Annotated in this window: 22 protein-coding genes, 1 tRNA gene and 1 riboswitch; of the genes, 15 read left to right on the top strand and 8 right to left on the bottom strand. The window is 70.2% G+C overall.

What is annotated here, in order from left to right:
* Nucleotides 1-7 precede the first annotated feature (7 nt).
* From BR31_RS0125705 to BR31_RS0125715, 3 genes are all read right to left on the bottom strand, one after another.
* Complete coding sequence (locus BR31_RS0125705) at nt 8-2,065, bottom strand: glycosyltransferase family 39 protein (protein WP_037178405.1); 2,058 nt, start codon at nt 2,063-2,065, stop codon at nt 8-10.
* Nucleotides 2,062-3,297 carry a bifunctional glycosyltransferase family 2/GtrA family protein gene (locus tag BR31_RS0125710; protein WP_027503450.1) on the bottom strand — a complete coding sequence of 412 codons (1,236 nt, stop codon included), beginning with the start codon at nt 3,295-3,297 and terminating at the stop codon, nt 2,062-2,064. Before BR31_RS0125710 ends, BR31_RS0125705 begins: the two co-directional genes overlap by 4 nt.
* Nucleotides 3,298-3,548: 251 nt before the next feature.
* Nucleotides 3,549-5,903 (bottom strand): arylsulfatase, encoded by a 2,355-nt coding sequence (locus BR31_RS0125715; protein ID WP_027503451.1) that lies wholly within the window; start codon nt 5,901-5,903, stop codon nt 3,549-3,551.
* Nucleotides 5,904-6,225: 322 nt separating this feature from the next.
* Between BR31_RS0125715 and BR31_RS0125720 the strand changes: the two genes are divergently transcribed.
* Genes BR31_RS0125720 through BR31_RS0125730 form a run of 3 tightly spaced genes read left to right on the top strand, consistent with a single transcriptional unit; the run spans nt 6,226 to nt 8,176 of the window.
* A complete protein-coding gene (locus BR31_RS0125720) occupies nt 6,226-7,062 on the top strand; it encodes an alpha/beta fold hydrolase (RefSeq protein WP_037178407.1) in 837 nt (278 codons plus the stop codon).
* Nucleotides 7,063-7,094: 32 nt separating this feature from the next.
* Nucleotides 7,095-7,742, top strand: coding sequence for a dihydrofolate reductase family protein (locus BR31_RS30230; RefSeq protein WP_051637748.1), 648 nt, complete (start codon nt 7,095-7,097; stop codon nt 7,740-7,742).
* An 8-nt stretch (nt 7,743-7,750) separates the two neighbouring features.
* Nucleotides 7,751-8,176 (top strand): HIT family protein, encoded by a 426-nt coding sequence (locus BR31_RS0125730; RefSeq protein WP_027503453.1) that lies wholly within the window; start codon nt 7,751-7,753, stop codon nt 8,174-8,176.
* A gap of 110 nt (nt 8,177-8,286) precedes the next feature.
* On the opposite strand, the gene BR31_RS0125735 is transcribed toward BR31_RS0125730, so the two are convergent.
* Both BR31_RS0125735 and BR31_RS0125740 read right to left on the bottom strand, forming a co-directional pair.
* Nucleotides 8,287-9,696 carry a sensor histidine kinase gene (locus BR31_RS0125735; protein WP_027503454.1) on the bottom strand — a complete coding sequence of 470 codons (1,410 nt, stop codon included), beginning with the start codon at nt 9,694-9,696 and terminating at the stop codon, nt 8,287-8,289.
* A gap of 8 nt (nt 9,697-9,704) precedes the next feature.
* Nucleotides 9,705-10,409, bottom strand: a complete 705-nt coding sequence (locus BR31_RS0125740) for a response regulator transcription factor (protein WP_027503455.1) — start codon at nt 10,407-10,409, stop codon at nt 9,705-9,707.
* A gap of 406 nt (nt 10,410-10,815) precedes the next feature.
* On the opposite strand from BR31_RS0125740, the gene BR31_RS30235 reads away from it, so the two are divergent.
* From BR31_RS30235 to BR31_RS0125795, 10 genes are all read left to right on the top strand, one after another.
* Complete coding sequence (locus BR31_RS30235; RefSeq protein ID WP_442970252.1) at nt 10,816-12,294, top strand: cytochrome P450; 1,479 nt, start codon at nt 10,816-10,818, stop codon at nt 12,292-12,294.
* A 19-nt stretch (nt 12,295-12,313) separates the two neighbouring features.
* Nucleotides 12,314-13,306 (top strand): GAF domain-containing protein, encoded by a 993-nt coding sequence (locus BR31_RS0125755; protein ID WP_027503457.1) that lies wholly within the window; start codon nt 12,314-12,316, stop codon nt 13,304-13,306.
* A gap of 67 nt (nt 13,307-13,373) precedes the next feature.
* A riboswitch (guanidine-III (ykkC-III) riboswitch) is annotated at nt 13,374-13,436 on the top strand.
* Nucleotides 13,437-13,450: 14 nt separating this feature from the next.
* A complete protein-coding gene (locus tag BR31_RS0125760) occupies nt 13,451-13,765 on the top strand; it encodes a DMT family transporter (RefSeq protein ID WP_027503458.1) in 315 nt (104 codons plus the stop codon).
* A 58-nt stretch (nt 13,766-13,823) separates the two neighbouring features.
* Nucleotides 13,824-14,636 carry a hypothetical protein gene (locus BR31_RS0125765; protein WP_027503459.1) on the top strand — a complete coding sequence of 271 codons (813 nt, stop codon included), beginning with the start codon at nt 13,824-13,826 and terminating at the stop codon, nt 14,634-14,636.
* A 59-nt stretch (nt 14,637-14,695) separates the two neighbouring features.
* The gene (locus BR31_RS0125770; protein WP_442970253.1) at nt 14,696-15,928 is read left to right on the top strand and encodes an APC family permease; all 1,233 of its coding nucleotides are present in this window, start codon (nt 14,696-14,698) and stop codon (nt 15,926-15,928) included.
* A 155-nt stretch (nt 15,929-16,083) separates the two neighbouring features.
* The gene (gene lon, locus BR31_RS0125775; RefSeq protein ID WP_027503461.1) at nt 16,084-18,411 is read left to right on the top strand and encodes an endopeptidase La; all 2,328 of its coding nucleotides are present in this window, start codon (nt 16,084-16,086) and stop codon (nt 18,409-18,411) included.
* Nucleotides 18,412-18,500: 89 nt separating this feature from the next.
* A complete protein-coding gene (locus BR31_RS0125780; RefSeq protein ID WP_027503462.1) occupies nt 18,501-18,872 on the top strand; it encodes an ArsR/SmtB family transcription factor in 372 nt (123 codons plus the stop codon).
* Entirely contained in the window at nt 18,869-19,951 is a 1,083-nt protein-coding gene (gene arsB / locus BR31_RS0125785; protein WP_027503463.1) for an ACR3 family arsenite efflux transporter, read from the top strand. Before BR31_RS0125780 ends, arsB begins: the two co-directional genes overlap by 4 nt.
* 13 nt (nt 19,952-19,964) lie before the next feature.
* Nucleotides 19,965-20,372 (top strand): arsenate reductase ArsC, encoded by a 408-nt coding sequence (locus BR31_RS0125790; RefSeq protein WP_027503464.1) that lies wholly within the window; start codon nt 19,965-19,967, stop codon nt 20,370-20,372.
* A gap of 84 nt (nt 20,373-20,456) precedes the next feature.
* Entirely contained in the window at nt 20,457-20,819 is a 363-nt protein-coding gene (locus BR31_RS0125795) for a hypothetical protein (protein WP_027503465.1), read from the top strand.
* 160 nt (nt 20,820-20,979) lie between these two features.
* On the opposite strand, the gene BR31_RS30240 is transcribed toward BR31_RS0125795, so the two are convergent.
* The gene (locus BR31_RS30240) at nt 20,980-21,414 is read right to left on the bottom strand and encodes a DUF6632 domain-containing protein (RefSeq protein WP_051637756.1); all 435 of its coding nucleotides are present in this window, start codon (nt 21,412-21,414) and stop codon (nt 20,980-20,982) included.
* A 216-nt stretch (nt 21,415-21,630) separates the two neighbouring features.
* Between BR31_RS30240 and BR31_RS0125805 the strand changes: the two genes are divergently transcribed.
* Nucleotides 21,631-23,058, top strand: a complete 1,428-nt coding sequence (locus BR31_RS0125805; protein WP_027503466.1) for an amidase — start codon at nt 21,631-21,633, stop codon at nt 23,056-23,058.
* A gap of 116 nt (nt 23,059-23,174) precedes the next feature.
* Nucleotides 23,175-24,026, top strand: coding sequence for a pentapeptide repeat-containing protein (locus BR31_RS30245; RefSeq protein WP_231496706.1), 852 nt, complete (start codon nt 23,175-23,177; stop codon nt 24,024-24,026).
* Here BR31_RS30245 and BR31_RS0125815 read toward each other — a convergent pair.
* Both BR31_RS0125815 and BR31_RS0125820 read right to left on the bottom strand, forming a co-directional pair.
* On the bottom strand, nt 23,935-25,182 hold the full coding sequence (locus BR31_RS0125815) for a cation:proton antiporter (RefSeq protein ID WP_027503467.1): 1,248 nt from the start codon (nt 25,180-25,182) through the stop codon (nt 23,935-23,937). The two genes, BR31_RS30245 and BR31_RS0125815, sit on opposite strands and share 92 nt — an antisense overlap.
* 132 nt (nt 25,183-25,314) lie before the next feature.
* A tRNA-Thr gene (locus tag BR31_RS0125820) sits at nt 25,315-25,389 on the bottom strand.
* Nucleotides 25,390-25,445: the final 56 nt, after the last annotated feature.

The following is a 25,445-nucleotide window of genomic DNA, read 5'->3' on the forward strand; positions in this document are numbered from 1 at the left end:
CCTCAGACTACGGCCCGGCCTGTACCCGCGGCGCGGTCAGGTCGTACATAGTTGCGCCATCGACCGTGGTTGCGGCGAAGTTCTGTGCGACCCATTCGGAAATCTCCGCACCGCTGCCGCCTGCGCCGCCGGGGCCCATGCCGCCGCCCCCGATGAAGTAGTGGATCCTCCCCTCGGCCACGTACTGCTGGAACTGCGCCAGGCTCGGCGAGGGGTCGCTGCCGTTGAAGCCGCCGATCGGCATCACCGGATCCCCGGTGGCCAGCTGGTACCCGGAGGCGCTGTTGGACCCGACGGCGGCCGCGACCCAGGTGTAGCGGTCGGCGTCGGCCTCGAGCAGCGCGATCGACTCCGCGCTCGGCTCGCTGCCGCGCAGCAGCCCGCCCGGCGACCCCGCCGCCCCGCCCTCACCGATGCCGCCGGGCGGGACCATCCCGTCGGGCACGGCGACCCCACCGGGCAGCATGACGCCGGTCGGCGGCATCCCGCCGCGTCCACCCGCGAACCCCCCTGGACCGTGCCCCTCCCCCCGGATCATGAATCCGCCAGGGCCGCCCATTCCGCCCGTGTTCGGGCCCGCGGAGACGATCGACCCGACATGCGGGGAGGCGATCGTGTCGAGCGCGTACGCGGCAGGCCCGGCGAGGCCCGCGAACAGGGCGGCGCCCGCCGACACCGCGGCCACCCTCCCGGTCAGGCGGGGCGCGAGCAGCGCGGCCGCGGACGCGATCCCGGCAACCAGCACCACCCAGCGCAGCCATGCCGCGAACTCCGGGCTGCGCCCGAGCAACTCCCACGACCAGGCCGCAGTCATCGCAACCGTGACGGCGAGAACGATCCGCACCCACAGGGCATCGCGTCGACGCCAGCCGAGCACCGCGCCCGCCCCGACCAGCGCCGCGATCTGCGGGGCCAGCGCGACCGTGTAGTAGGCGTGGAAGATGCCGGCCATGAAGCTGAACACCAGCCCGGTGACGAGCAGCCAGACACCGAAGAGAACCATGACGGCGCGCTGGGTGTCGGGCCGGGACGCCCTGCCGCGCAGCACGATCCCGAGCACCCCGAGGACCAGCGCCGCCGGGATCAGCCACGCGATCTGACCGCCCTGGGCCGCGTCGAACATGCGGGTGATGCCGGTGCTCCCCCACATCCCGCCGCCCCCGCCGGGGGGACCGCCTGCCATCGCCTCGGCTCCGCCCCTGCCACCCGGGACGACACTGCCCCGCTCGTTGCCGTTGAGTCGGCCGAGCCCGTTGTACCCGAGGGTGAGCTCGAGGATCGAGTTGTCCTGCGAGCCGCCGATCCACGGCCGGGAGTCGGCCGGCCAGAGCTCGACGGTCAGCAGCCACCAGCCGGCGGCGACGACCATCGCGGCCAGCGCGGCGAACAGCTGCAGCACCCGCCTGCCCAGCTTCGGCGGTCCGAACAGCAGGTAGGTCAGCGCCAGCGGCGGCACCACCAGCATCACCTGCAGCTGCTTGGTGAGGAAGCCCAGCCCGACGAACATGCCGGTGAGGACCAGCCATCGGGTGCGGCCGTCGGACACGCCCCGCAGCAGCGCCCAGGCCGCGGCCACCATGAGCAGCACCAGCAGCGCGTCCGGGTTGTTGAACCGGAACATCAGCGCGGCGACCGGCGTGAGCGCCAGCACGAGGCCGGCGAGCAACCCGGCCGCGGCGCCGAAGTACCGCCGCACCGTCGCCCACAGCAGGGCGACCGTGGCCACCCCCATCAGCGCCTGCGGCACCAGGATGCTCCACGAACTGAGGCCGAACGCGCGCACCGACAGCGCCATCACCCACAACGAGGCGGGCGGCTTGTCCACGGTGATCGAGTTCGCCGCATCCGACGAGCCGAAGAAGAAGGCCTTCCAGGACACCGAACCCGCCTGCACCGCGGCCGAGTAGAAGGAGTTGGCCCAACCGGAGGCACCCAGTCCCCAGAGGTAGGCGACGGCGGTCCCGATCAGCAGCGCCGCCAGCAGCCACTGCTCCGGAATGCGGCGCGGCGGCGCGGGATCGGGGGACGCCGTCACGGCCGTCGGTGCGTCGGTGGTGGTGGTCACTGCGTGACTCCTTCGTGGTGATTGCGGAACACCCAGCGCAGGGCGACGAACCGGGTGACGGTGGCGACGAGGTTCGCGGCGACGAGCACCGCCAGTTCGAGATGCTTGGAGGCGTCGGGCAGCCATCGGTGCAGTACGAACAGGGATCCGCTGGTGAGCAGCAACCCGAACGCGAACACCGCGAGGCCCTGGGCCTGATGCTTGGCGGCACCCGCCGTGCCGCGCACCCCGAAGGTGAATGCGCGGTTGGCGGCGGTGTTGAGCACGGCGGTGATCAGCAGCGCCGTCAGGTTTGCCGCCTGAGCCCCGATCGCGGGATGCAGCGCCAGGTAGAGCAGGGCATAGGCGACGGTGGAGGCGACGCCGACGACGGCGAACCGCATCAGTTGCCCGACCATTCCGTGCGGGACGCCCTGGACGAGGGGTTCGCGACCGATGCTCGAGCGCAGCGCCGCGACGGGCAACTTTCCTGTGGCCAGTGCACGACCGACCCGGACCACCCCCTTGAGGTCCGCGATCGCGGTGGCGACGATGTCGACCTTGCTGTCCGGGTCGTCGACCCAGTCCACCGGCACCTCGTGGATCCGCAGGCCCACCCGCTCGGCGAGGACCAGCAGCTCCGTGTCGAAGAACCAGCCGGTGTCCTGCACCAGCGGCAGTAGCCTGCGGGCCACGTCGGTGCGGATCGCCTTGAACCCGCACTGGGCATCGGAGAACTTGGTGCGCAGCGCCCCGCGCAGGATCAGGTTGTAGCAGCGGGAGATCAACTCCCGTTTGGGCCCGCGGACCACCCGCGCCGAGCGGGTCAGGCGGGAACCGATCGCCACGTCGGAGTGCCCGGAGACCAGCGGCGCCACCAGGGGCATCAGCGCGTTCAGGTCGGTGGACAGGTCCACGTCCATGTACGCGACGACCTCGGCGTCGGAGGAGCCCCACACCGTGCGCAACGCTCGGCCACGGCCCTTCTCGTCGAGGTGCACCACGCGGACCCCGTCGAACTCGACGGCGAGCCGCGCCGCGACGGCGAGGGTCGCGTCGGTGCTCGCGTTGTCCGCGACGGTGATCCGGCTCGGATACGGAACCGACGCGTCGAGGTGCGCACGCAGCCGCCGCACGCACCGCTCGAGGTCGCGTTCCTCGTTGTACACCGGGATCACCACGTCGAGCGCGACGGTCTTCGTGCCCGGTGGCGGTTCCGGCACCGTCGCGCCCCGGACCAGTGAGTTCGTCATGCGGCCAACCCTCGTGGCCGAACCTGTGGTGTCCCTGGACCGAAGCTGGCAACTTCCTGCGAGCGCGAGGCGATGATCGCTCGGTCTCCCGCTGTCGTTGTCAGGGAATCGCCGGGCCGGCCGTGTTCGGTGGCGTGGCGATCTTCGCGATCGTGAGGACCCTGCTCGCCCTCGAGCGGTGACCCGAGGCGACGCGGACGGTAGCGACGCGCACCGGCCCACGGACGTAGCGTCTCACCGGCGCTCCCCGCTCAGTCCAGGACAAACCATCCTCGTACCTGCGCCTCGTGGTCGACATACCGTTCGCCGGACACGTCGACGACGACCTTGTCGATCGAGCCTCCGGTGAACGCGAAGGGCGCCTTGTAGTCCGGGGTCACCGGCGAGCCACTGTCCCGGCCGATGCAGATGCCGTCACCCACCAGGTTGAACGGTCCGGGTTGGGTCACGATGTCACCGGTGGCGACCTGCTCGTCGTCGAGGTAGAGCGTGACGGTCCCGGCGAAGCCCGGCTTCCCGGCATCGGAGTTCTTGCCGTCGGCGGTGAACTCGGCTGTGCATACGTGCGAGCCAGGGGCGATATCGCGGTCGGCGACGACATTCCGCTGTTCGGTTCCGAGCCAGTTGAAGGTGTAGTGCAGGCGGTGATCCTTGATGTACAGGCTGTGACCGCCGCCCACCCCACCGTGCGCGAAGAGGACACCCTGGGCGTCGTCGGCGTCCACTCGGACGCCTGCGGCGATCGTGTAAGAGCGCCCTGCGATCGCGACCCCGGCGGCCTCGGGGACGTCCGCGCTGTTCGGGTAGTACACGTAGCGGTCGCGGCGCTTGCCCGCATGCGGACGCTCCGCGAGCACCTGTTCGAGGGCGTTTCGGTCGTCCAACGGCAGGCCGTTGTAGATGCCGGCGTAGTAGAACCACAGGCTCTCCAACCTCGCCAGCCGTTCCGGTTCCCGCTCCGCGAGATTCGTCGTCTGGGCGCGGTCCTCCTCGAGGTGGTACAGCTCCCACACGTCGTGGTCGAAGTGTCCCCACCCGGACAGCGGCGGGTGCAGCGAGCACGCCAGCCAGCCCTCGTGATAAATCGAACGCTGACCCAGCATCGTGTAGAACTGCGTCGCCTTCCCCGGTGCGTCGGGGTCGGTCAGCGACGCCGCGAAGCTCTGTCCCTCGATCGGGTGCTGGGTGTAGCCCTTGAGGATCCCTGGCGGCTCGATGTCGAGCAGCTCGTACAGCGTGGGAACGACGTCGACCGCGTGCACGTATTGGTGCAGCGGCTCACTGCGTGGCGGCAGCTTCGCCGGCCACGCCACCATGCACATGTCCGAGATGCCGCCCTCGTAGCCGGCCCAGCGCTTCCAGTACGGGAAGGGCGTGTCGAACGCCCAGGCCCAGCCGGTGTTGTAGTGGTTGTACGACTTCGGGCCGCCCAGCTCGTCGAGATGGGGCAGGGTTTCCTCGGTGGTGTCGGGCACCCCGTTGAAGAACCGCCACTCGTTGAACGAGCCGTTCGGTCCGCCCTCGCCACTGGCACCGTTGTCGGAGATGACGACGACGATGGTGTTGTCGAGCTGCCCCGACTCGTCCAGGTAGTCGATCACCCGGCCGATCTGGTCGTCGGTGTAGGAGATGTACCCGGCGAACACCTCGGCCATCCGCACGAACAGTTGCCGCTCGTCGGCCGTGAGCGAGTCCCAGGGACGCACGGTGTCGAGCATGGGCCACAGCTGCCCGTCGGGTCCGGTGGCCGACGGTTCCCCGTGCGGGTTGATCGGAGAGAGCTCGGTGTCCGGCGGCAGCAGGCCGATCTCCTTCTGCCGTGCCAGGATGCCTGCACGGATGGCCTCGTAACCCTCGTCGAATCTGCCCCGGTACCGGTCGGCCCACTCGGTGAAGACGTGGTGCGGCGCGTGCCCGGCCTCCGGTGCGAGGTAGAGGAAGAACGGCTTGTCGGGATCGACCATCTTGGCGTCGCGGATGAACTCGATCGACTTGTCCGCCAGGTCCTTCGCCAGGTGGTAGCCCTCCTCGGGGGTCGCGGGCGGGTCGATCGGGTGGTTGTCGTACACGAGGTCCGGATACCAGCTGCTCGACTCACCGCCGAGGTAGCCGTAGAAGCGCTCGAATCCGCGACCGAGCGGCCAGCGGCTCTTGACCGCCGACATGTTCGCCTCCTCACCCGGCGTCAGGTGCCACTTCCCGACGCAGTAGGTGTTCCAGCCGCGTTCGGCGAGGACCTCGGAGATGAAGCCGTTCTCGAACGGGATGTGAGTCGAGATACCGGGAAACCCGGATCCCATCTCGGTGACGGTGGCCATGCCGTTGGTGGTGGCGTTGCGCCCCGTCAGCAGCGACGCCCGGGTTGGCGAGCACAGTGCGGTGGTGTGGAAGTTCGAATACCGACTGCCCATGTCCGCGATCCGCCGCATGGTGGGGGTCTCGACCGGACCGCCGTAGATATCCATCGTCCCGTACCCGACGTCGTCCCACACGAGCATCAGGACGTTCGGTGCACCATCGGGAGCGTGCCGAGGAAGATACGGTTCCCAGTCCGGAACCGAATCCCGGATGTCGATGGCGATCATGCCCTTGTGGTTCGTGGCCATGGTTCTCTCCCGATGCGTGGAGTATCGACTCCCGGCCGCCCGCGGCGCGCTCTGCACTCACGCTTGCTGCAGCGCACGGTCGTTCGGCGACGGCGCAAGCTCATGCCCTCTAATCGTCCGCCGGAGTCACCGCAATGTCCACGGCCACTCACGAGACCGGCGGATCCGGCGGCCCCCACCCGCGGCTCGATGAAATCGGCCCATGAGCGACTATGTGATCTACATCACATTGCATGGGGCGATGAATACCGGAGCCGACCGCCGTCTCTATTGCTGAACCCACCGCACGGTGCCGACAGAATTTGACGAAAGGTCTCCGATCATGGAATCGATCACCACCCCAGCCGGTATCACGCTCGCGTTCGACCGCTATGTCGGCGGCGAAGCCGGAACCGTGATTCTCGTCGGTGGCGCATTCAGCTACCGCAAGTTCCCCAAGATGGTGGAGCTGGCCCAGAAGCTGGCCGATGAATACCACCTCACCGTCATCAACTACGACCGTCGCGGTCGGGGCGACAGCAGTGATTCGCCGGGCGTGTACGACGTCGAGAACGAGATCGACGACATCGCCGCGCTGGTCGAGGCGACCGGTGGGTCCGCCGCACTGTTCGGCTGGTCCTCCGGAGCTGGACTCGCCCTGCTGGCCGCCGCCTCGGACCGGGTGCCCGGCATCACCAAGGTGATCGCCTTCGAGCCGCCGTTCGTCGTGAACCACGAGAACTTCGTTCCCGCCGCGAATCTCGATGTGACACTGCACAAGCTGATTGCCGAGGACCGCCGCGGCGAGGTCGTCAAGTTCTACATGACCCACGCCATGGGCATGCCCCGACCCTTCGTCGCCGTCATGCGATTCACGCCGTTCTGGAAGAACCTGAAGGCAACAGCCCCTGCGGCAGCTCATGATTGGGCCGTCATGGGCGACTACATGCGCGGTGAACCGCTGCGCGCGGCGGATTGGTCCGGCATCACCGTCCCCACCCTGGTGATCTCAGGAGGAAAGAGCGACGATCTGCTGCGCACCGCCGCTCGCGCGATCACCGCCGTGCTGCCCAACGCTCAGCATGTGGAACTGGCCAAGCTGAGCCACAACCCGAACATTGCACTGCTCACCCCACCGGCCGGTGAATTCCTCACCGGTACAGACCAGTACGTCGTCTGAAACCACCCCACAGCACCTCTCGGGAGCACTCCATGCGCCAGATCACCGCAGGCCTGTTCATCTCGCTCGACGGCGTCGTGGGAGAACCTCAGGACTGGCACTTCCCCTACTTCAACGACGAGATGGGCGCGGCCGTCGGCGCACAGCTCGCGTCGGCCGACACCCTGCTGCTCGGCCGCGAGACCTACGACAGCTTCGCCGGGGCCTGGCCGGAGCGGGAAGCCGCGGGCGGCGAGGACGCCGGCATGGCCAAGGCCCTCGGCGATGCCCGCAAGATCGTCGTCTCCCGGCAGGATCTCGAATTCACCTGGCGCAATTCCGAACAGCTCGAGGGCGATCTGGTGGAAGCCGTCACCGAGCTCAAGCGGCAACCGGGCGCGACGAGTATCGCCATGAGCGGCTCCCCGTCGATCGTCCAGCAGCTGCTTGCAGCGGGGCTGATCGACGAACTGCATCTGCTCGTGCACCCCATCGCGCTGCGCAGCGGGAAGCGGCTGTTCGAGGAGGGCGCGCCGATCCCCCTGCGCCTCATCTCCGCCCAGACGTTCACCACCGGGGTGCTGCACCTGATCTACACCTCCGCCGAGGCCGCGAGCCCCGCAGGCTACGACGACGCCAAGGCGCATCTGCGGTCGGCGGCCACCGCATCGGGCGCCGCCGAACAGGGTCACCCGGCATAATCGGGCGCATGGCATCCGTGTTCAGCATGATCATCGCCGGCGATCTCCCGGGCCGGTTCGTGTGGGAGGACGACGACGTCGTCGCCTTCCTGACCATCAACCCGATCACCAAGGGGCACACGCTGGTGGTCCCCCGCGCCGAGATCGACCAGTGGCAGGACCTCGACGGTGAGGTGCTCGCCAAGTGCACGAAGGTCGCGCAGATCATCGGGCAGGCGGTCCGCAAGGGCTTCGACGCCCCGCGCGCCGGACTGCTGATCGCCGGGCTGGAGGTGCCCCACCTGCACCTGCACGTCTTCCCCGCGTTCAGCCTCGGCGACTTCAACATCTCGGGCGCCGACCCGAACCCGTCGCCGGAGTCCCTCGACGAGGCCCAGGCCACCATCAAGGCGACGCTGCGCGAGCTCGGCCACGGGGCGAACGTCCCGGACTGACCCCGCCGCGGGTTCCGCCGAGTGTGCACCTGCTGTCGCAAAGGCCGAGTGGGCGCGCGCGCAGGTGCACACTCGGCGGGGCCGCACCCGGCCGCCGTCGGACCGGTGGGCTAGTCGGGTCGCTCGACCCTCGGCAGCAGTACCCGGAACACCGCGCCGCCGCCCTCCGGCGACTCCACCGCGACCGTGCCGCCGTGCGCGGCGACCAGCGCCGACACGATGGACAGGCCGAGTCCGCTGCCGCCGGACTCGCGGGTGCGCGAGGTGTCCGCGCGGTAGAACCGCTCGAAGACCCGCTCCTTCGCCTCCGCGTCGAGGCCTGGCCCGGTGTCGGCGACCTCCAGCACGGCATCCGGCCCCTCGGTCCCGACCCGGACAGTGACCGCGGCGTCGGGCGGGGTGTGGCTGAGCGCGTTGCCCACCAGGTTGCCGAGCACCTGGCGAAGCCGCGCCTCGTCGCCGAGCACCTCGGCCTGCCCGGGCCCGCCGAGCACCTCGAGCCCGATCTCGCGTTGCGGGGCAACGGCTCTGGCGTCGTGGACCGCGTCCGATGCGACCGTGAGCAGGTCCACGGGCGCGCGCTCGAGCGGGCGCTGCGCGTCGAGCCGGGCCAGCATCAGCAGGTCCTCGACCAGCAGACCCATCCGGGCGGCCTCGCCCTCGATCCGCGACATCAACAGCCCGGTGTCGGTCATCGCGCCCTGCCGGTACAGCTCGGCGAACCCGCGGATGGTGGTCAGCGGGGTCCGCAGCTCGTGGCTGGCGTCGGCGACGAAGCGGCGCATCTTCTGCTCGGACCGGCGGGCCGATTCCTCGGAGGCCTCGGTGGCGGCGAACGCGGTCTGGATCTGGGCGAGCATCCCGTTGAGCGCCGCCGACAGCCGGCCGACCTCGGTCCTGCCGCCGTATTCGGGGACCCGGCTGTGCAGGTCGCCCGCCGCGATGGCCGCGGCCGTGTGCTCCACCTCGACCAGCGGGCGCAGGCTGCGCCGCACCACGACGTAGCCCGCGACCCCGAGGGCGATCAGCACCGCGGCGCCGATGCCGAGCTGGAGGATGACGAGCCGGTCGACGATCGCGTCGACGTCGGAGAGGCTGACGGCCACGGTGACGGTGCCGCCTGGACCGGTGGTGGTCAGCGCGCGCCAGTGCTCGTCGGGGTCGCCGATCGAGCCGACGGTGATCGGGCCCGATTCCGGGTCCGCGGGCAGGTCCGGTGCGCCGGGCCCGTCGTTGATCATCACCCGGGGCTCCCCTCCTGAGGGCGTTGCCCGGACATAGAACTGCGTCGGCGGGCGGGACGGACCCGGCTCGGTCGGGGGCGGGGGCAGCGGACGGTCCGCCCGCGGCCGGGCCCAGCCGTGCGCCGCGTCGTGCAGCATGGCATCGGTGCGGTCCATCAGCGTGTTCTCCAGCGCCGAGGTCACCGCAACGCCCGACGCCAGCAGTCCGAGCGCGGACAGCACGAGCACCGCGGCCACCAGGGTGAACCGCAGCGGTATCCGGTGTATCCGGGGCATCGGCACGGCTACCTGGGCTCGCGCATCACGTAGCCGACCCCCCGCAGCGTGTGGATCAGCCGCCGGTCCCCTGTATCGACCTTGCGCCGCAGATACGACACGTACGACTCGACCACCCCGACCTCGCCGCCGAAGTCGTAGTGCCACACGTGGTCGAGGATCCGCGGCTTGCTCAGCACCACCCCGGCATTGACCATGAAGTACCGCAGCAGCGTGAACTCGGTCGGCGACAACGAGACCGGCTCGCCCGCCTTCCACACCTCATGGGTGTCGTCGTCGAGCTCGAGGTCCGCGAACCGGATTCGCGCGGACTCGGCGGACGGCCCGCCGCCCGCCGCCCGCCGCAGGATCACCCGCAGCCGGGCCACGACCTCCTCCAGGCTGAACGGTTTGGTGACGTAGTCGTCGGCGCCGAGGGTGAGCCCGGCGACCTTGTCCTCCACCGCGTCCCGCGCGGTGAGGAACAGCACCGGCGCGTCGACGCCGTCGGCCCGCAGCCTGCGCAGCAGCCCGAATCCGTCCATGCCGGGCATCATCACGTCCAGGATCACCGCGTCCGGACGGAAACCGCGCGCCCTGTCGAGGGCCTCCGGCCCGGTGGCGGCGGTCTCGACCTCGAAGCCCTGGAACCGCAGGCTCACCGACAGCAGTTCGACGATGGTCGGTTCGTCGTCGACGACCAACACCCTGGCCTCGGTTCTGGTGGCGCTCACTCCCCCATCATGTTCGTGATCGCTGCCAGGAGTCTGGCCATCGGCTGTGAACTTCCTGTGAGTCGCTCGGGTACCCGTGCGCTAGAGTTGTCCTGCGCCCCTCCGGGGGTTCCCCGGTTCCTGTCGACGTCGGAACCGGATGCAGCACTCACGGTGTGGCCCGCCTGATCCTCCGGGGCCATGCCGACCTCGACGGTCACAGCACCGGACGCACGCCGTCCGGCGTCCCCTTCGTGCCGTCCTCCGACTCGATCCGGAAATCGGGTGCTCACGCATTCTCGAGGGGTCCGGATCGCGAGGCGCCCGCCGGGCGGTCCCACCAGGGATTCGCCCGGCGGACGACCCACCCGCGCGCATCCGCCGACACCGCGGATCGACACACCAGGCGATGCGGCAGACTCTGGGTGTGACCGCCGACAAGTGCCCGCACGCCATCGCCGGGCCGTCGCCTGCGACCGACCCGGCGCCTGCCACGCCTGCGGGACCGGCAGCCGTCATCCCGATACCCCGCCACCGGCTACCGGTGCTGGGCGATCTGCTGAGCGTCGACCCGGCCAAGCCCGTGCAGAAGGAAATGCGGATGGCCGCCGAACTGGGCCCGATCTTCGAGCGCAAGATCGTCGGCCAGCGCCTCGTGGTCGTCTCGGGGGTCGACCTGGTGTCGGAGGTCAACGACGAATCGACCTGGGCGAAGTCCCTCGGCCAGCCGATCCGCAAACTCCGCGGCATCGCGGAAGACGGACTGTTCACGGCATTCAACAACGAGCCGAACTGGGCCAAGGCACACAACATCCTGGCCCCGGGCTTCAGCCAGGCCGCGCTGCGGAGATATCACGGTTCGATGCTCCGAGCCCTCGACGGCCTCCGGTTGGCCTGGGACGGTGCCGCGGCCACCGGCGACCCGGTCGATGTCTCCCGGGACATGAACCGGCTCACCCTCGACGTGATCGGACTGGCCGGGTTCGGCTACGACTTCGGCTCCTTCACGAAATCGGCAGGAGCGGAGCCCGCGGAGCGACCAGTGCCAGAGGACCCGTTCGTGACGGCCATGTCGCGGGCACTGGCACACATCAACCGCACCTCGAACGACCTGCCGTTCGTCCGAAAGCTGTTCGGCAGGAAGGCCGCAGCGCAGCACAAGGCCGACATCGCCCTGATGCGCTCGGTCGTCGACGACGTGATCGCGGAGCGGAGCCGTCAGCCGGGTGGCCACGACGACCTCCTCGACCTGATGCTGGGCACCGTCGACCCGGCCAGCGGGGAATCCCTCGACCCGGTGAACATCCGCAACCAGGTACTCACCTTCCTGGTCGCAGGCAACGAGACCACCGCAGGGACACTCGGATTCGCCCTCTACTACCTGGCGCAGCACCCGGAGATCGCGGCCGCCGCCCGGGCGGAGATCGACGCCGTTGCCCCCGGCGACGGCCCGCTCTCCTTCGATCAGATCGGGAAACTGCGATACCTGCGCCGGGTGGTGGACGAGACCCTTCGCCTGTGGCCCGCCGCGCCGGGCTACTTCCGCAAGGTCCGAAAGGACACGATGCTCGGCGGCCGGTACCCGATGCCGCTGGGATCCTGGGTGTTCGTGCTGCTGCCACAGCTGCATCGGGACCCGGTGTGGGGCAACGACACCGAGAGCTTCGACCCGGACCGGTTCCTGCCGGACCAGGTCCGCAAGCGGCCCCGCGACGCGTACCGGCCGTTCGGGACCGGCCCCCGTTCCTGTATCGGACGCCAGTTCGCGCTCCACGAAGCCGTGCTGACGATGGCGGAACTGCTGCGGCGGTACGAGTTCACCGGCGATCCGGCGTACACGCTCGACATCCAGGAGGCGGTCACCCTCAAGCCACGCGGCTTCACCCTCCTGGTCCGATCGCGATGACCGGGAGCGTCGACACACCGTGAACGAATGGCACCTGATCGAGACGTTGACCGAGGACTCGCCGACCGTGGTCAGCACCGGCGGAACCGTGCGCGCGTGGACCTCCACCGGCCGGCTGTCGCCCCGCCCCGACGTCCGGGTCGAACCGCTGGTCGAGGCAGTGCGGTCCGGCCGACGTCGAGAGATCCTCGAGGCGCAGAGCCAGCGGGGCGAACGCAGGCGGTACCACCTCGAGGCCTTCCCGGTCCTCGGTCCGTCCGGCGACGCCCACGGCGTCCAGCTGTGGATCGGGGACGCCGACGTCGAGCCGTCCCCGCCGCGGATCGCCTCCGGAATCTCCTGGTTGCTCGAGCGCCTGATGATCGCGCAGACGCTCGAGGCCTCGATGATGTCCGGGGTCCGGCCGGAGGATCACGTGACCGAGCGGACGCCCGCCGAGTACTACGCCAAGGCGGTCAAGTTCGACGAGTCGGAATCGCTGTTCGCACTGGCCTTCAACCCGCAGCCGGGCGGCAGATGGGACGCCGACATGAGCGTGCTGCACGTCGATGGCCGGATCATGCGGTGGCACTGTTGGGCGCGGACCAGGACCGAGCCGGGGCAGGCCGGCCTGCGTCTGCTCTGGCATGACGTCACCGACACGGTCGAGCCGCGCAGGCCGACGCTCGCCGAGCTCGGCATGCAGGAGGTGATGCGGGGGGCCGGGATCTACACCGCGCTGTTCGAGACCGAACTGGGGGTGCTGACCATGTGGTTGGCGGAGGCCGCCCCGTGGGTGCACTGGCGCGGTATCGAGGGCGGCGACAGGATCATCCACCCGGACGATCAGGGCGTGCTGGAACTGGCCCGCAGGCGGTTCGATGCCGGGTCCGTCGAGCCCGTCGAGGCGGTGGCCCGGCTTCGGACCGGCGAGGACGAGTGGGCGCTGTCCAGCCTGCGCATCTCGCCGTATCCGGGCGGCCTGGGCAATCGCCTTGCGATCGTTCAGATCTCGCGGGCGCCGCAGAGCTAGCGCTTGCGCCTGCGGGCCGAGGGTGACCGAACACACCCGCGACCGACGCACTTCGTTTGCTACGGTAAAGACGTCAACATGACACCCGGACGAGCAGCACCGTACCCGGCCAGCGACAAGACGGTGCCTTGGGAGAATCACACCATGGCATGGATTGTGCTCGTCATTTCCGGCATCTTCGAGGCCGTCTGGGCCACCGCCCTCGGCAAGTCCGAGGGTTTCTCGAAGCTCAACCCGTCGATCATCTTCGGCGTCGCTCTCGTGATCAGCATGGGCGGGCTCGCCTACGCGATGCGCACCCTCCCCATCGGCACCTCGTATGCGGTGTGGGTCGGGATCGGCGCGTCCCTGACGGTCGCCTACGCGATGATCACCGGCTCCGAGTCGTCGTCGATCGTGAAGATCCTGCTGATCCTCGGCATCGTCGGCTGCGTGATCGGACTCAAGGTCCTGCACTGACAGCCCGCCGCGCCCGGACCGGGCGTGTTGCCCGTCACCTCAGGGTTACAGTAATCCCATGAACCTGGTGGCGATGGTCACACTCCCGGTGCGGGCCAGCCTCGCGATCACCGACTCGGCGCTGGGAGTTGCCGAAACCGCGCTCGGGGCCGCCCGCGTCATGCTCGCCGCCTCGACCTCCCCCGGAGCGGCGGCGAGCCTCGGCGGGTTCGCCGCGGCCAACCCCTCCGGACCGCTGAAACTGCTGCAACAGGTCGCCGAACTCGCCTCGGACCAGAGGCCGCTCGGCCAGGCGATGCGCCCCGGCGGACCGCTGGACCGACTCCTCGAACCGGGCGGCGTGGTCGACCGGCTCACCGCACCCGGCGGCACCCTGGAACGGATCATCGAACCGGGCGGGCCGCTCGAGCGGGTGCTCGCGACCGGCGGCCCCGTCGACCGACTGCTCGACGTGGACGGACCGGTGGAACGCCTGCTCGCCCCCGGCGGGCTGCTCGACCGGCTCACCGCCGAGGAGGGACCGCTCGAACGCCTCACCGCCACCGCAGGACCACTCGAAACCCTCACCCGTGAAGGCGGACTCATCGACCGCGCGATCGAGGAAGGCGGCATCCTCGAGACGCTGCTGGCCGAGGACGGCGCGCTCGAGCGGATCATCGCGGAGGGCGGCCCGCTCGACCAGATCGTCAGCCTCTCCGAGACGCTGGCGTCCCTGGCACCCAACCTCGAGAAGATGGGCGACAGCATCGAACTGCTCCGCGAGACGGTCGGCGTCCTCAGCGCGGCGGTTGGCCCGCTCGGCGACCTCGCGGGCCGGCTGCCCGGGCGCTGGCTCAAGGGCGGCCGGGGCAACGGCACCGAGTACAGCTGACCCCGCGCGGCAACCGGTTTCCGGTGGCACCGCGCCGTATCCGCCCATACGGTGTGACGGTGCCCGAACTCGCCCGCACGCTCGGGGTCCGCGACAGCGTGCTGATCGGCCTCGGCTCGATGATCGGGGCCGGGATCTTCGCCGCCCTTGCCCCGGCCGCGCATGCCGCCGGGACGGCGCTGCCCCTCGCGCTTGCCGTCGCCGGGGTCGTCGCCTACTGCAACGCCACCTCCTCCGCCCGGCTCGCGGCCCGGTACCCGAGCTCGGGCGGGACGTATGTGTACGGCCGCGAGCGACTCGGCGAGTTCTGGGGATACCTGGCCGGCTGGGGGTTCGTGATCGGCAAGACCGCGTCCTGCGCCGCCATCGCCCTGACCGTCGGGGCCTACGCCTGGCCCGAGCACGCGCATGCCGTCGCGGTGGCCTCGGTGCTCGCGCTGACCGCGGTCAACTATGTGGGAGTGCAGAAGTCGGCGCTGCTGACCCGGGCCCTGGTCGCGGTGGTGCTCGCCGTGCTGGCGGTCGTGGTCGTCGTCGGCCTGGGTTCCGCGGAGCCGAGCCGCTGGGCGGACGGCGGAGCGGGCGGCGCCGTGGGCGTGCTGCAGGCCGCGGGGCTGCTGTTCTTCGCGTTCGCCGGCTACGCCCGGATCGCCACCCTCGGCGAGGAGGTGCGCGACCCGCGCCGCACCATCGGCCTGGCGATCCCCGTCGCGTTGGGGATCACGCTGGTCGTCTACGCCCTTGTCGCGGCGGCGGCGCTGAAAACCCTTGGCCCGCACGGGCTGGCGACGGCGACCGATCCGCTGGCGCAGGTGGTGCGCGCCGCGGGCGCACCCGGGCTGGAACCGCTGGTCCGGGTCGGTGCGGCACTCGCCGCGCTCGGCTCCCTGCTCGCGCTGATCCTCGGGGTCTCGCGCACCACCCTGGCCATGGCGCGCGACGGCCACCTGCCGCGCGGACTGGCCGCCGTGCACCCACGGTTCGGCGTGCCGCACCGCGCGGAGTTGCTGGTGGGTGCGGTCGTCGCGGTGCTCGCCGCGGTCGCGGACCTGCGGCACGCGATCGGGTTCTCCTCGTTCGCCGTGCTCGCCTACTACCTGATCGCGAACTGCGCGGCGCTGACGCTGACCCGCGAGGAGGGCCGGGCGTGGCCGGGTGTCCCGATCCTCGGTGCGCTCGGCTGCGTGACGCTGGGGTTCGCGCTGCCCCTCGCCTCCGTGCTCAGCGGGCTGGCCGTGCTCGGCGCGGGCGCGCTGGTGTACGCGACCAGGCGGCATTCGACCGCCTCGTGACCCACGCGGAAGGGGGCGAAGCCGTCGAGGAACCGGGACCCTTCACCTCACGCTCCGTCGCGATATCCGCCCACAGCGAAACGCCGCACCGGCGGGAACAGGCCCCCTGCCGACGAGGTTGAGCATCACACGCTCAACTTCAGAAGGGCAGGGTCATGACAACAACCGAACGTCTTCCCGTGCTGTTCGTGGCGGAACCGGTGGTGCTGCCAGGAATGGTCGTCCCCATCGAACTCGACGAACCGGCACAGGCCGCCATCGACGCGGCCCGCAGCAGCAGCGACGGCCGCGTGCTGCTCGCCCCACGCCTCGAGGACCGGTACGCGGCGTTCGGCGTGGTCGCCTCCATCGAACAGATCGGCAGGCTCAGCGGCGGGGCACCTGCCGCGGTTCTCAAGGCAGGCAGGCGCGCCCGCATCGGCACCGGCGTCACCGGGCCCGGCGCCGCGCTGTGGGTCGAGGCCGAGCTCGTCGAGGACTACGCGCCCGACGGCCGGACCACCGAACTCGCCCACGAGTACAAGAACCTGGTGGTCGCGGTCCTGCAGCGCCGCGAGGCCTGGCAGGTCATCGACTCGGTCAACCGGCTCACCGACCCCTCGGCGATCTCCGACACCGCCGGTTACGCCCCCTACCTGACCGACCTGCAGAAGCGGCAGCTCCTCGAAACCCCCTCGGCGACAGAGCGCCTGACCGTGCTGATCGACTGGACGAAGGAGCATCTCGCCGAGGTCGAGGTGGCCGACAAGATCGGCGACGACGTCCGCGAGGGCATGGAGAAGAGCCAGCGTGAGTTCCTGCTGCGGCAGCAACTCGCCGCGATCCGCAAGGAGCTCGGCGAGGGCGAGGCGGACGGAGCCGACGACTACCGCTCCCGCGTCGAGGGTGCCGACCTGCCGGATTCCGTGCGGGAGGCCGCATTACGCGAGGTCGGCCGGCTGGAGCGGGCGGGCGATCAGAGCCCCGAGTCCGGCTGGGTCCGTACCTGGCTCGACACGGTGCTCGAACTCCCCTGGACGGTCCGCACCACGGACAGCACCGACGTCGTGGCCGCCCGCGCGGTGCTCGACGCCGACCACCACGGCCTGGAGGAGGTCAAGGACCGGATCGTGGAGTACCTGGCGGTCCGCGCGCGCCGCGCGGAGCGGGGCCTCGAGGTCGTCGGCGGCCGCGGCTCGGGCGCGGTCATGGTGCTCGCCGGTCCGCCCGGCGTCGGCAAGACCTCGCTCGGCGAGAGCGTCGCACGGGCGTTGGGGCGCAAGTTCGTTCGCGTCGCGCTCGGCGGGGTCCGCGACGAGGCGGAAATCCGCGGGCACCGGCGCACCTACGTGGGCGCGCTGCCTGGACGGATCGTCCGCGCGATCAACGAGGCCGGCTCGATGAACCCGGTCGTGCTGCTCGACGAGATCGACAAGGTCGGCTCGGACTACCGCGGCGACCCCGCGGCGGCCCTGCTCGAGGTGCTGGACCCGGCGCAGAACCACACGTTCCGCGACCACTACCTCGACCTCGACCTCGACCTGTCCGACGTGGTGTTCATCGGGACGGCCAACGTGGTGGAGTCGATCCCGGCCGCCCTGCTCGACCGCATGGAGCTCGTCAGCGTCGACGGCTACACCGCCGACGACAAGGTGGCGATCGCGCGGGACTTCCTGGTGCCGCGTCAGCTCGAACGCGCGGCACTCACCGCGGACGAGGTCGAGGTGACCGAAGACGCGCTGCGCGAGCTCGCGGCCGACTACACGAGGGAGGCCGGGGTCCGTCAGCTCGAACGGCTGCTGGCGAAGGCGCTCCGCAAGGCCGCGACCCGGCTCGCGGGCGACGTCGCACCCGAGCGGGTGGTGATCGGGGTCGACGAACTCAAGGACCTGCTCGGCCGGCCGCGCTTCACCCCCGAGGCGCACGAGCGGACCTCGGTTCCCGGCGTCGCGACCGGGCTCGCCGTCACGGGGCTCGGCGGCGACGTGCTGTTCATCGAGGCGAACGCCACCGACGGCAAGGCGGGACTGACCCTGACCGGGCAGCTCGGCGACGTGATGAAGGAGTCGGCGCAGATCGCGCTGTCCTATGTCCGCGCGCACGCGGCGGAACTGGGCGTCGACCCGGCCGCCCTGGACCGGAGCATCCACATCCACGTGCCCGCGGGGGCGGTGCCCAAGGACGGGCCGTCCGCCGGGGTGACGATGGTGACGGCGCTGGTGTCCCTCGCCCTCGGCCGGCCGGTGCGGTCGGACGTCGGCATGACCGGCGAGGTCACGCTGAACGGGCGGGTGCTGCCGATCGGCGGCGCCAAGCAGAAGCTGCTGGCGGCGCAGCGGGCGGGACTGAGCACGGTGTTCCTGCCCGCCCGCAACGAGCCGGACCTGGACGACGTCCCCGCGGACGTCCTCGAGTCCGTCGAGGTGCGGTTGGTGTCCGACGTCGCGGACCTGCTGCGGTCGGCCATCACCTCCGCCGAGGAGCAGTCGGCGCAGGCGGCGTAGCCGCAACTTTCGCGATCCGTACCCCGGCTGGGGTACGGATCGCGCACGGCGGGTAGCGCCCTTGCATAGACAGATGTCAATATAGACACATGTCGAATCAAGAGTTGGCGCTCACCGACGTCACCGAGCGGTGCTCGCCGTTGGTCCGCGAACCGCTGAGCGAAGGCCGCGCACACGAGATCGCCCGGACGTTCAAGGCCCTCGGCGACCCGGTCCGCCTGCGCCTGCTGAGCCTGATCGCGAGCCACGACGGGGGCGAGGCATGCGTCTGCGACATCTCCCCCGCCTTCGATCTGTCCCAGCCGACGATCTCGCATCACCTCAAGGTGCTGCGCGAGGCGGGTCTGCTGGATTCCGAACGCCGCGGCACCTGGGTCTACTACCGGGTGATCCCCGCCGCCCTGCACCTACTCTCGTCGGCGCTCGCGGACGCCGATCCCGCCACCGCGGTGACCGCGTGAGCGCGCCCCCGGCCACCGCGGGCCACCCCGGCGTCGTCGGCAAGCTCTCCACACTCGACCGCTTCCTGCCGTTGTGGATCGGCGCCGCGATGGTCGTCGGGCTGCTGCTCGGACGGTGGATCCCGGGCCTCGGCTCCGCGCTCGAGCTGGTGCAGATCGACGGCGTCTCGCTGCCGATCGCCCTCGGCCTGCTGATCATGATGTACCCGGTGCTGGCGAAGGTCCGCTACGACCGGCTCGACACCGTCACCGGCGACCGCAGGCTCCTGATCAGCTCGCTGGTGCTGAACTGGGTGCTCGGCCCGGCGCTGATGTTCGCCCTCGCCTGGCTCTTCCTGCCGGACCTCCCCGAGTACCGCACCGGGCTGATCATCGTCGGGCTTGCCCGCTGCATCGCCATGGTCATCATCTGGAACGACCTGGCCTGTGGGGATCGCGAGGCCGCCGCCGTCCTGGTCGCGATCAACTCGGTGTTCCAGGTCATCATGTTCGCCGCCCTCGGCTGGTTCTACCTCTCCGTGCTGCCCGGCTGGCTCGGCCTGGAACAGACCACCATCGACACCTCGCCGTGGCAGATAGCGAAGTCGGTGCTGATCTTCCTCGGCATCCCGTTGCTCGCCGGGTACCTCACCCGCCGCTACGGCGAAAAGGCCAAGGGCCGTGAGTGGTACGAGCGCAGGTTCCTCCCGCGGATCGGGCCGTGGGCCCTCTACGGCCTGCTGTTCACCATCGTCATCCTCTTCGCCCTGCAGGGCGACCAGATCACCTCGCATCCCGTCGACGTCGTCCGCATCGCGATCCCGCTGCTGGTGTACTTCGCGGTGATGTGGGGCGGCGGCTACGCCCTCGGCGCCGCAATGGGATTGGGCTATGAACGCACCACGACCCTCGCGTTCACAGCGGCGGGCAACAACTTCGAGCTCGCCATCGCCGTCGCCATCGCCACCTACGGCGCCGCCTCCGGGCAGGCACTCGCCGGGGTGGTCGGACCGCTGATCGAGGTCCCGGTCCTCGTCGGACTCGTCTATGTCTCACTCGCGCTGCGCGGGCGCTTCCGTTCCGCAGACCTCCCCGCCTGACGAAAGGCCGATCATGGCAACCACACCCAGCGTCCTGTTCGTCTGCGTCCACAACGCCGGCCGATCCCAGATGGCCGCAGGATTCCTCTCCCACCTCGCGGGCGACGCGATCGAGGTCCGTTCCGCGGGCAGCGCCCCAGCGGAAACCATCAACTCTGCCGCAGTCGAGGCGATGGCCGAGCTCGGCATCGACATCTCCGCACAGTCTCCGAAGATCCTCACCGCCGACGCGGTCGAGTCCTCGACCGTGGTCATCACGATGGGCTGCGGGGACAGCTGCCCGGTGTTCCCCGGCGTGAGCTACCGCGACTGGCAGCTGGCGGATCCGGCGGGCCAGGGCGTCGAGCAGGTGCGCCCGATCCGCGACGAGATCCGGTCGCGAGTCGAGGCCCTGATCGCCGAGCTCGCTCCAGCCGACTAGCTCTTGTGGGACAACGGATCCGGGATCGGCCGGAACGGGAGTGCGCTGTCGGAGCCGACCCGATCGTCTGGTACTGATACGGGCATGAAACGAACCCTGATCGCCGCCGTCGCGGCCGCCGCCGTGCCCTTCCTCCTCGTCGGCTGCAGCTCTGACACCGAGGAGAAGACGAGCGACTCCGCCGCCGCCAGCACGGTCGAGGAGCTGGCGATCGGCGAGTCGCCGCAGCCGACCGGCGACATCTACCACGACACCTGCAACGGGATCCGCGAGTACATCAAGACCCTGAAGGACGCAGGCATCACCGGCGAGGGCAGTACGCCGGAGGCCATCGGCACCGAGTTCGCCAACCTCGCGAAGGCCGCGCCGGACTGGGCAACCAAGTCCGAGCAGGACCAGAAGGACTTCCAGCGTGGCGTGGACGCCGGCATCAAGGGCGAGTGCTGACCGCTCCCCCACCGCGACCAGAACGCTGAACGCTCGGCTGGGACATCCCGGCCGAGCGTTTTTCCAACTTCATCGGGGCCAACGACCACCTAGCGGTTCTTCCACAACCACTGGCTGAAATCAGTTGTTCCCCAATTTCAGAGTGCCGCCGCGTTGCATCTCAGATCTGATCATCGACCACGTGGTCTGCGAGTCGGTCCGGAGGACGTTGTCTGAGCCCGGATGACAGTACGAGGACCGCCAGCACGATGGCCGCGAGAAGCAGCGCCAGGACATCTCCCCACAGATGCCCCATATGGTCGCCACTGCCAAAGGACTGCACCGCCATTATTGCGGCGTGGACGACGCTGGAACACACGGTGAACCAGATCAGGCTGAGATTGTCCTCTGGCCGCCGCGCCGCGTTCCACAGGAAGACGCCCAACGTCACGTACAGACCGACGATCATCATGAAGTAGTCGGACTGGTAGGGCGCACCAGAATGCCACGCCCACCCCGATGGCCACACCACTGCCAGCGGATAGAGCAGTACCATCACCGCGCCGAAGACCACGAGCGTGATCTGAAGGAGTCTGTAGGTGAATGTGTAGGCCATAGCGCGCTCCACGCGATCGCTCCAAGGAAATGGCTCCAAGCGGGTTCCGTTGCTCAGGGCGTCTTTCGCATACCCGGTGTCACCACCAACTTCAAAGTAGCCCCACGAGACCATTGCGACCAGCCGCCCACCGCCTCGATGCACATTGACATGCCATGTCAAACTGTCACGCACGAGCCGGCCAGGCTCGTCGAAACCGCAGGATCAGGGGGGTACGTGGAGATCACCGAGGAATCGGCCGTCGCGCTGGCGGGCTCGATCCGGGCGGGTTCGCTCAGTTCGCGCGAGGTGGTCGAGGCGCACATCGCGGTGCTCGAGCGGGTCAACCCGTCGCTGAACGCGGTGGTGGTCGAGCGGTACGAGGCGGCCCGGCGGGAGGCGGACGACGTCGATGCGCGGCTGTCCGCGGAGGGGCCTGACGCGCTCCCGCCGCTCGCGGGTGTTCCCGTGACCGTCAAGGAGTCGCTCGCCGTCGCCGGCATGCCCAACACCGCGGGAGTCGTTGCGCGCAAACACATCCGCCCGGCGGCGCACGCACCCGTGGTGCAGCGCGTCCTCGATGCGGGCGCGATCGTGCTCGGCCTGACGAACACGTCAGAGGGCTGCATGTGGATCGAGAGCAACAACCGGGTCTACGGGCGCACCAACAACGCCTACGACCGTCGGCGCAGCGCGGGCGGCTCCTCCGGCGGTGAGGGTGCCGCCATCGGCAGCGGCGGGTCCCCGATCGGGATCGCCACCGACACGCTGGGGTCGATTCGCATCCCGGCGTTCTGCAACGGGGTCTTCGGGCACCGGCCCTCGACCGGCCTGCTACCCGTCACCGGATCCTGGCCACCGCCCTACGGGGTCGCGCGGATGTGCGCGAACGGCCCGCTGGCGCGCCGCGCCGAGGACCTGATGCCCCTGCTGGAGATCATGGCGGGACCGGACGGCGTCGACCCCCTCGTGCGGGAGGTGCCGCTGCGCGACCCCGCGTCGGCCTCGCTGGCCGGTGTCCGGGTGACCCTCGTCGACGACGCGTTCCTGCCGGGCGCCGGTCGCGAGATGCTGCGCGCGCGGGACCGCGCCGCCGCCGCGCTGGAGGAGGCGGGCGCGAAGGTCGAACACGTCACGATGACCTCGCTGCGCCAGATCGGCCTGTTCACCACCATCGTCCTGGCCGAGGAGACGGGCATCAGCTTTGCGGAGATCATGCGCGGCCAGGGCGCCCATCCCCTGTCGTTGCCGGAACTGGTCGCGTTGCGGGGCCGGCACACCGCGCCGATGCGTTCGCTGGTGATCGGCGAGGTCCTCGAGAAGCTGCTGCCCCAGCGGCTGGTGCGGAGGCTGGCCGCCGCCGCCCACACGATGGCGGACGAGGTGACGGCGCTCATCGGGGACGGCCTGCTGCTGCATCCGACGATGCCCACGGTCGCGCCGCGCCACGGCGCGTCCACCGGCCAGCCGTGGCGGACCAACGCCGTCGCCCCGTTCAGCCTCGCCGGGCTGCCGGTCACGCAGGCGCCGCTCGGGCTGGGCTCGGCCGGGCTGCCGCTCGGCGTCCAGATCGTCGGCGGGATGGGCAACGACCACCTCACGATCGCCGCCGCGCTCGAGCTGGAACGCGCATTCGGCGGATGGGCGGCCCCGCGCGGAAACTAGACTTCCTTGGCAATCACCCGACCGAGAGATCGCCTGCCGTGCCTGCCGAAAAGCTCCCCACCCCGACCGCCCCGAGTCTGAACGCCGACTGCGGCAATTGCTTTGCGCTGTGCTGCGTGGCGCTGCCCTTCGCCAAGTCCGCGGACTTCGCGGTCGACAAGACCGCAGGCCGGCCGTGCACGAACCTCCTGGACGACTTCCGGTGCGGGATCCACACCGACCTCCGACACCGGGGGTTCACGGGCTGCACCGTCTACGACTGCTTCGGCGCCGGGCAGAAGGTGTCCCAGCAGACCTTCGGTGGGCGCGACTGGCGGCGGGACCCGGCCGGGGCCGACGCGATGTTCGAGGTCTTCCCGATCATGCGGCAGCTCCACGAGCTGCTCTGGTACCTGAACGAGTCGCTGACGACCGCGGCCGCGGAACCGGTCCACGCCGAGCTGCGCGACGCCTGGGACCGGACGGTGGAGCTGACCGACGGCGACGCCGCGTCGGTGGCCGGGATCGACGTCGATCGCCACCGCCAGGAGGTGAACGTGCTGCTGCTCCGGGTCAGCGAGCTGGTTCGCGGGGCGGTGCCGGGCCGCAAGCGTGAACACCGGGGCGCCGACCTCATCGGCGCCAAGCTGTGCGGCGCGAACCTGCGGGGGGCGAACCTGCGGGGGGCGTACCTGATCGGCGCGGACCTGCGAAAGGCCGACCTGCGGTCGTCCGATCTGATCGGCGCCGACTTCCGGGGAGCGGATCTCCGGGGCGCGGACCTGACCGACAGCATCTTCCTGACCCAGTTCCAGATCAATGCCGCGAAGGGCGACGCGACCACCCGCCTGCCCGCCGCACTGGCGACGCCACCGCACTGGAGCGAGTCGGAGGTTCTCACGGCGACCCGGGCCGCACGAGGTCGTCCTCGCCGCGCGGGTGGCGGCGGAACCAGGCGGCATAACGGTCGGCCAGCGGCGCCGCGCTGAGCCCGTGGGCCAGCACTGACGCCCCGATCGTGATCACCGCCGTCGTCAGGAGCAGATCCTCGTGCGGCAGTTGCCCCGGTTCCTCGAGGATGAGGATGGCGAAGACGATCGTGGCGAGTCCGCGGGGACCGAACCAGCCGAGGAACGCGACGGTCGGTGCGCGCGGGTGCGTGCCGACCAGCGACAGCGCGACGGGCACCATGCGGACGACGGTCAGGCTCAGCGCCGCGTAGCCGAGCACGGCCAAGGACAGGTGCCCGAGGGCGGGGCCGAGTAGCACGGCGCCGAAGACGATGAAGGTGACGGCGCTGAACAGGTCGCCCGCCTCGTCGAGCAGGCGCGCTCCCTCCTCCCCGCCGCCGCCGCGGCGACGGATCGCGCCGAAGGTCAGGCCGCCGACGAACGCGGCGATGAAACCCGAGCCGCCCAGTGGCACGGCCACGGTGTAGGCGAGCACGGCCGCAGCCACGGGGACGATCTGCGCCCACAACGGGTCGATCGTGTCGCGACGGCGTGCGACGACCAGCATCGCTGCGGCGATCGCGCCCGCGCCGACGCCCGCCGCGATGCCGAACCCGATCTGCTCGGTGACCAGGCGGACCGCGGCACCGCCGCCGATCGCACCCGCTTCCGCCTGCGCGATGGCCAGCACAACGAGGAAGAACGGCACGCAGATGCCGTCGTTGAGCCCGCTCTCGACGTTCAGTCCCTGCCGCACCCGCAGCGGCAGGGTCCGGAGGGTCACCACTGCCTGCCCGAGCGCGGCGTCAGTAGGGGCGAGAATCACCGCGAGCAGCAGCGCCTCTGGCCAGGCGAGGTCGCCGAGCACGACCACCGCGGCGCCGAAGCCCGCCGCGATGGTCAGCGGGAGGCCGATACCGAGGAGCCGGGCAGGCAGGGAGATCTCGGCGCGAAGCGCGGACAGGTCCACCCGGGCGGCGTCGGAGAACAACACCAGCGCGAGCGTCACCTCGGCGAGCAACTTCACCATCTCGGCGGTGGCGTCCACATCGATCAGTCCCGCGGCCTCTCCCCCGAACAGGAGGCCGGCGGCGGTGAAGACGATCGGGGCCGTGATCGGGGTGCCCTCGACCCGCCGGGACAGCGCCGCGAAGACGAGCAGGACCCCGGCGATCGTGGGTAGCGCCCATGTCATGCCGCCACCGCCCTACTCCACGTCGCCGGGCTGCCAGGTCTCGTCCAGTATCAGGCGCGACACCGACCCCGGGTCCAGAAACGAGCAATCCGACACCCACCAGCTGTTTCTGCTGGTGAACGCCGGATCCCGTGGAGCCCCCTGTCAGGATTGAACTGACGACCTTTCGCTTACAAGGCGAGTGCTCTACCACTGAGCTAAGGAGGCGGACAAAGCGCGCCCATCATATCGGCCGCGCGCAGGGGACGGGTTCCCGGTGCCTC

This window comes from Rhodococcus sp. UNC363MFTsu5.1 (assembly GCF_000686785.1).
Taxonomy (GTDB): domain Bacteria; phylum Actinomycetota; class Actinomycetes; order Mycobacteriales; family Mycobacteriaceae; genus Rhodococcus_G; species Rhodococcus_G maanshanensis.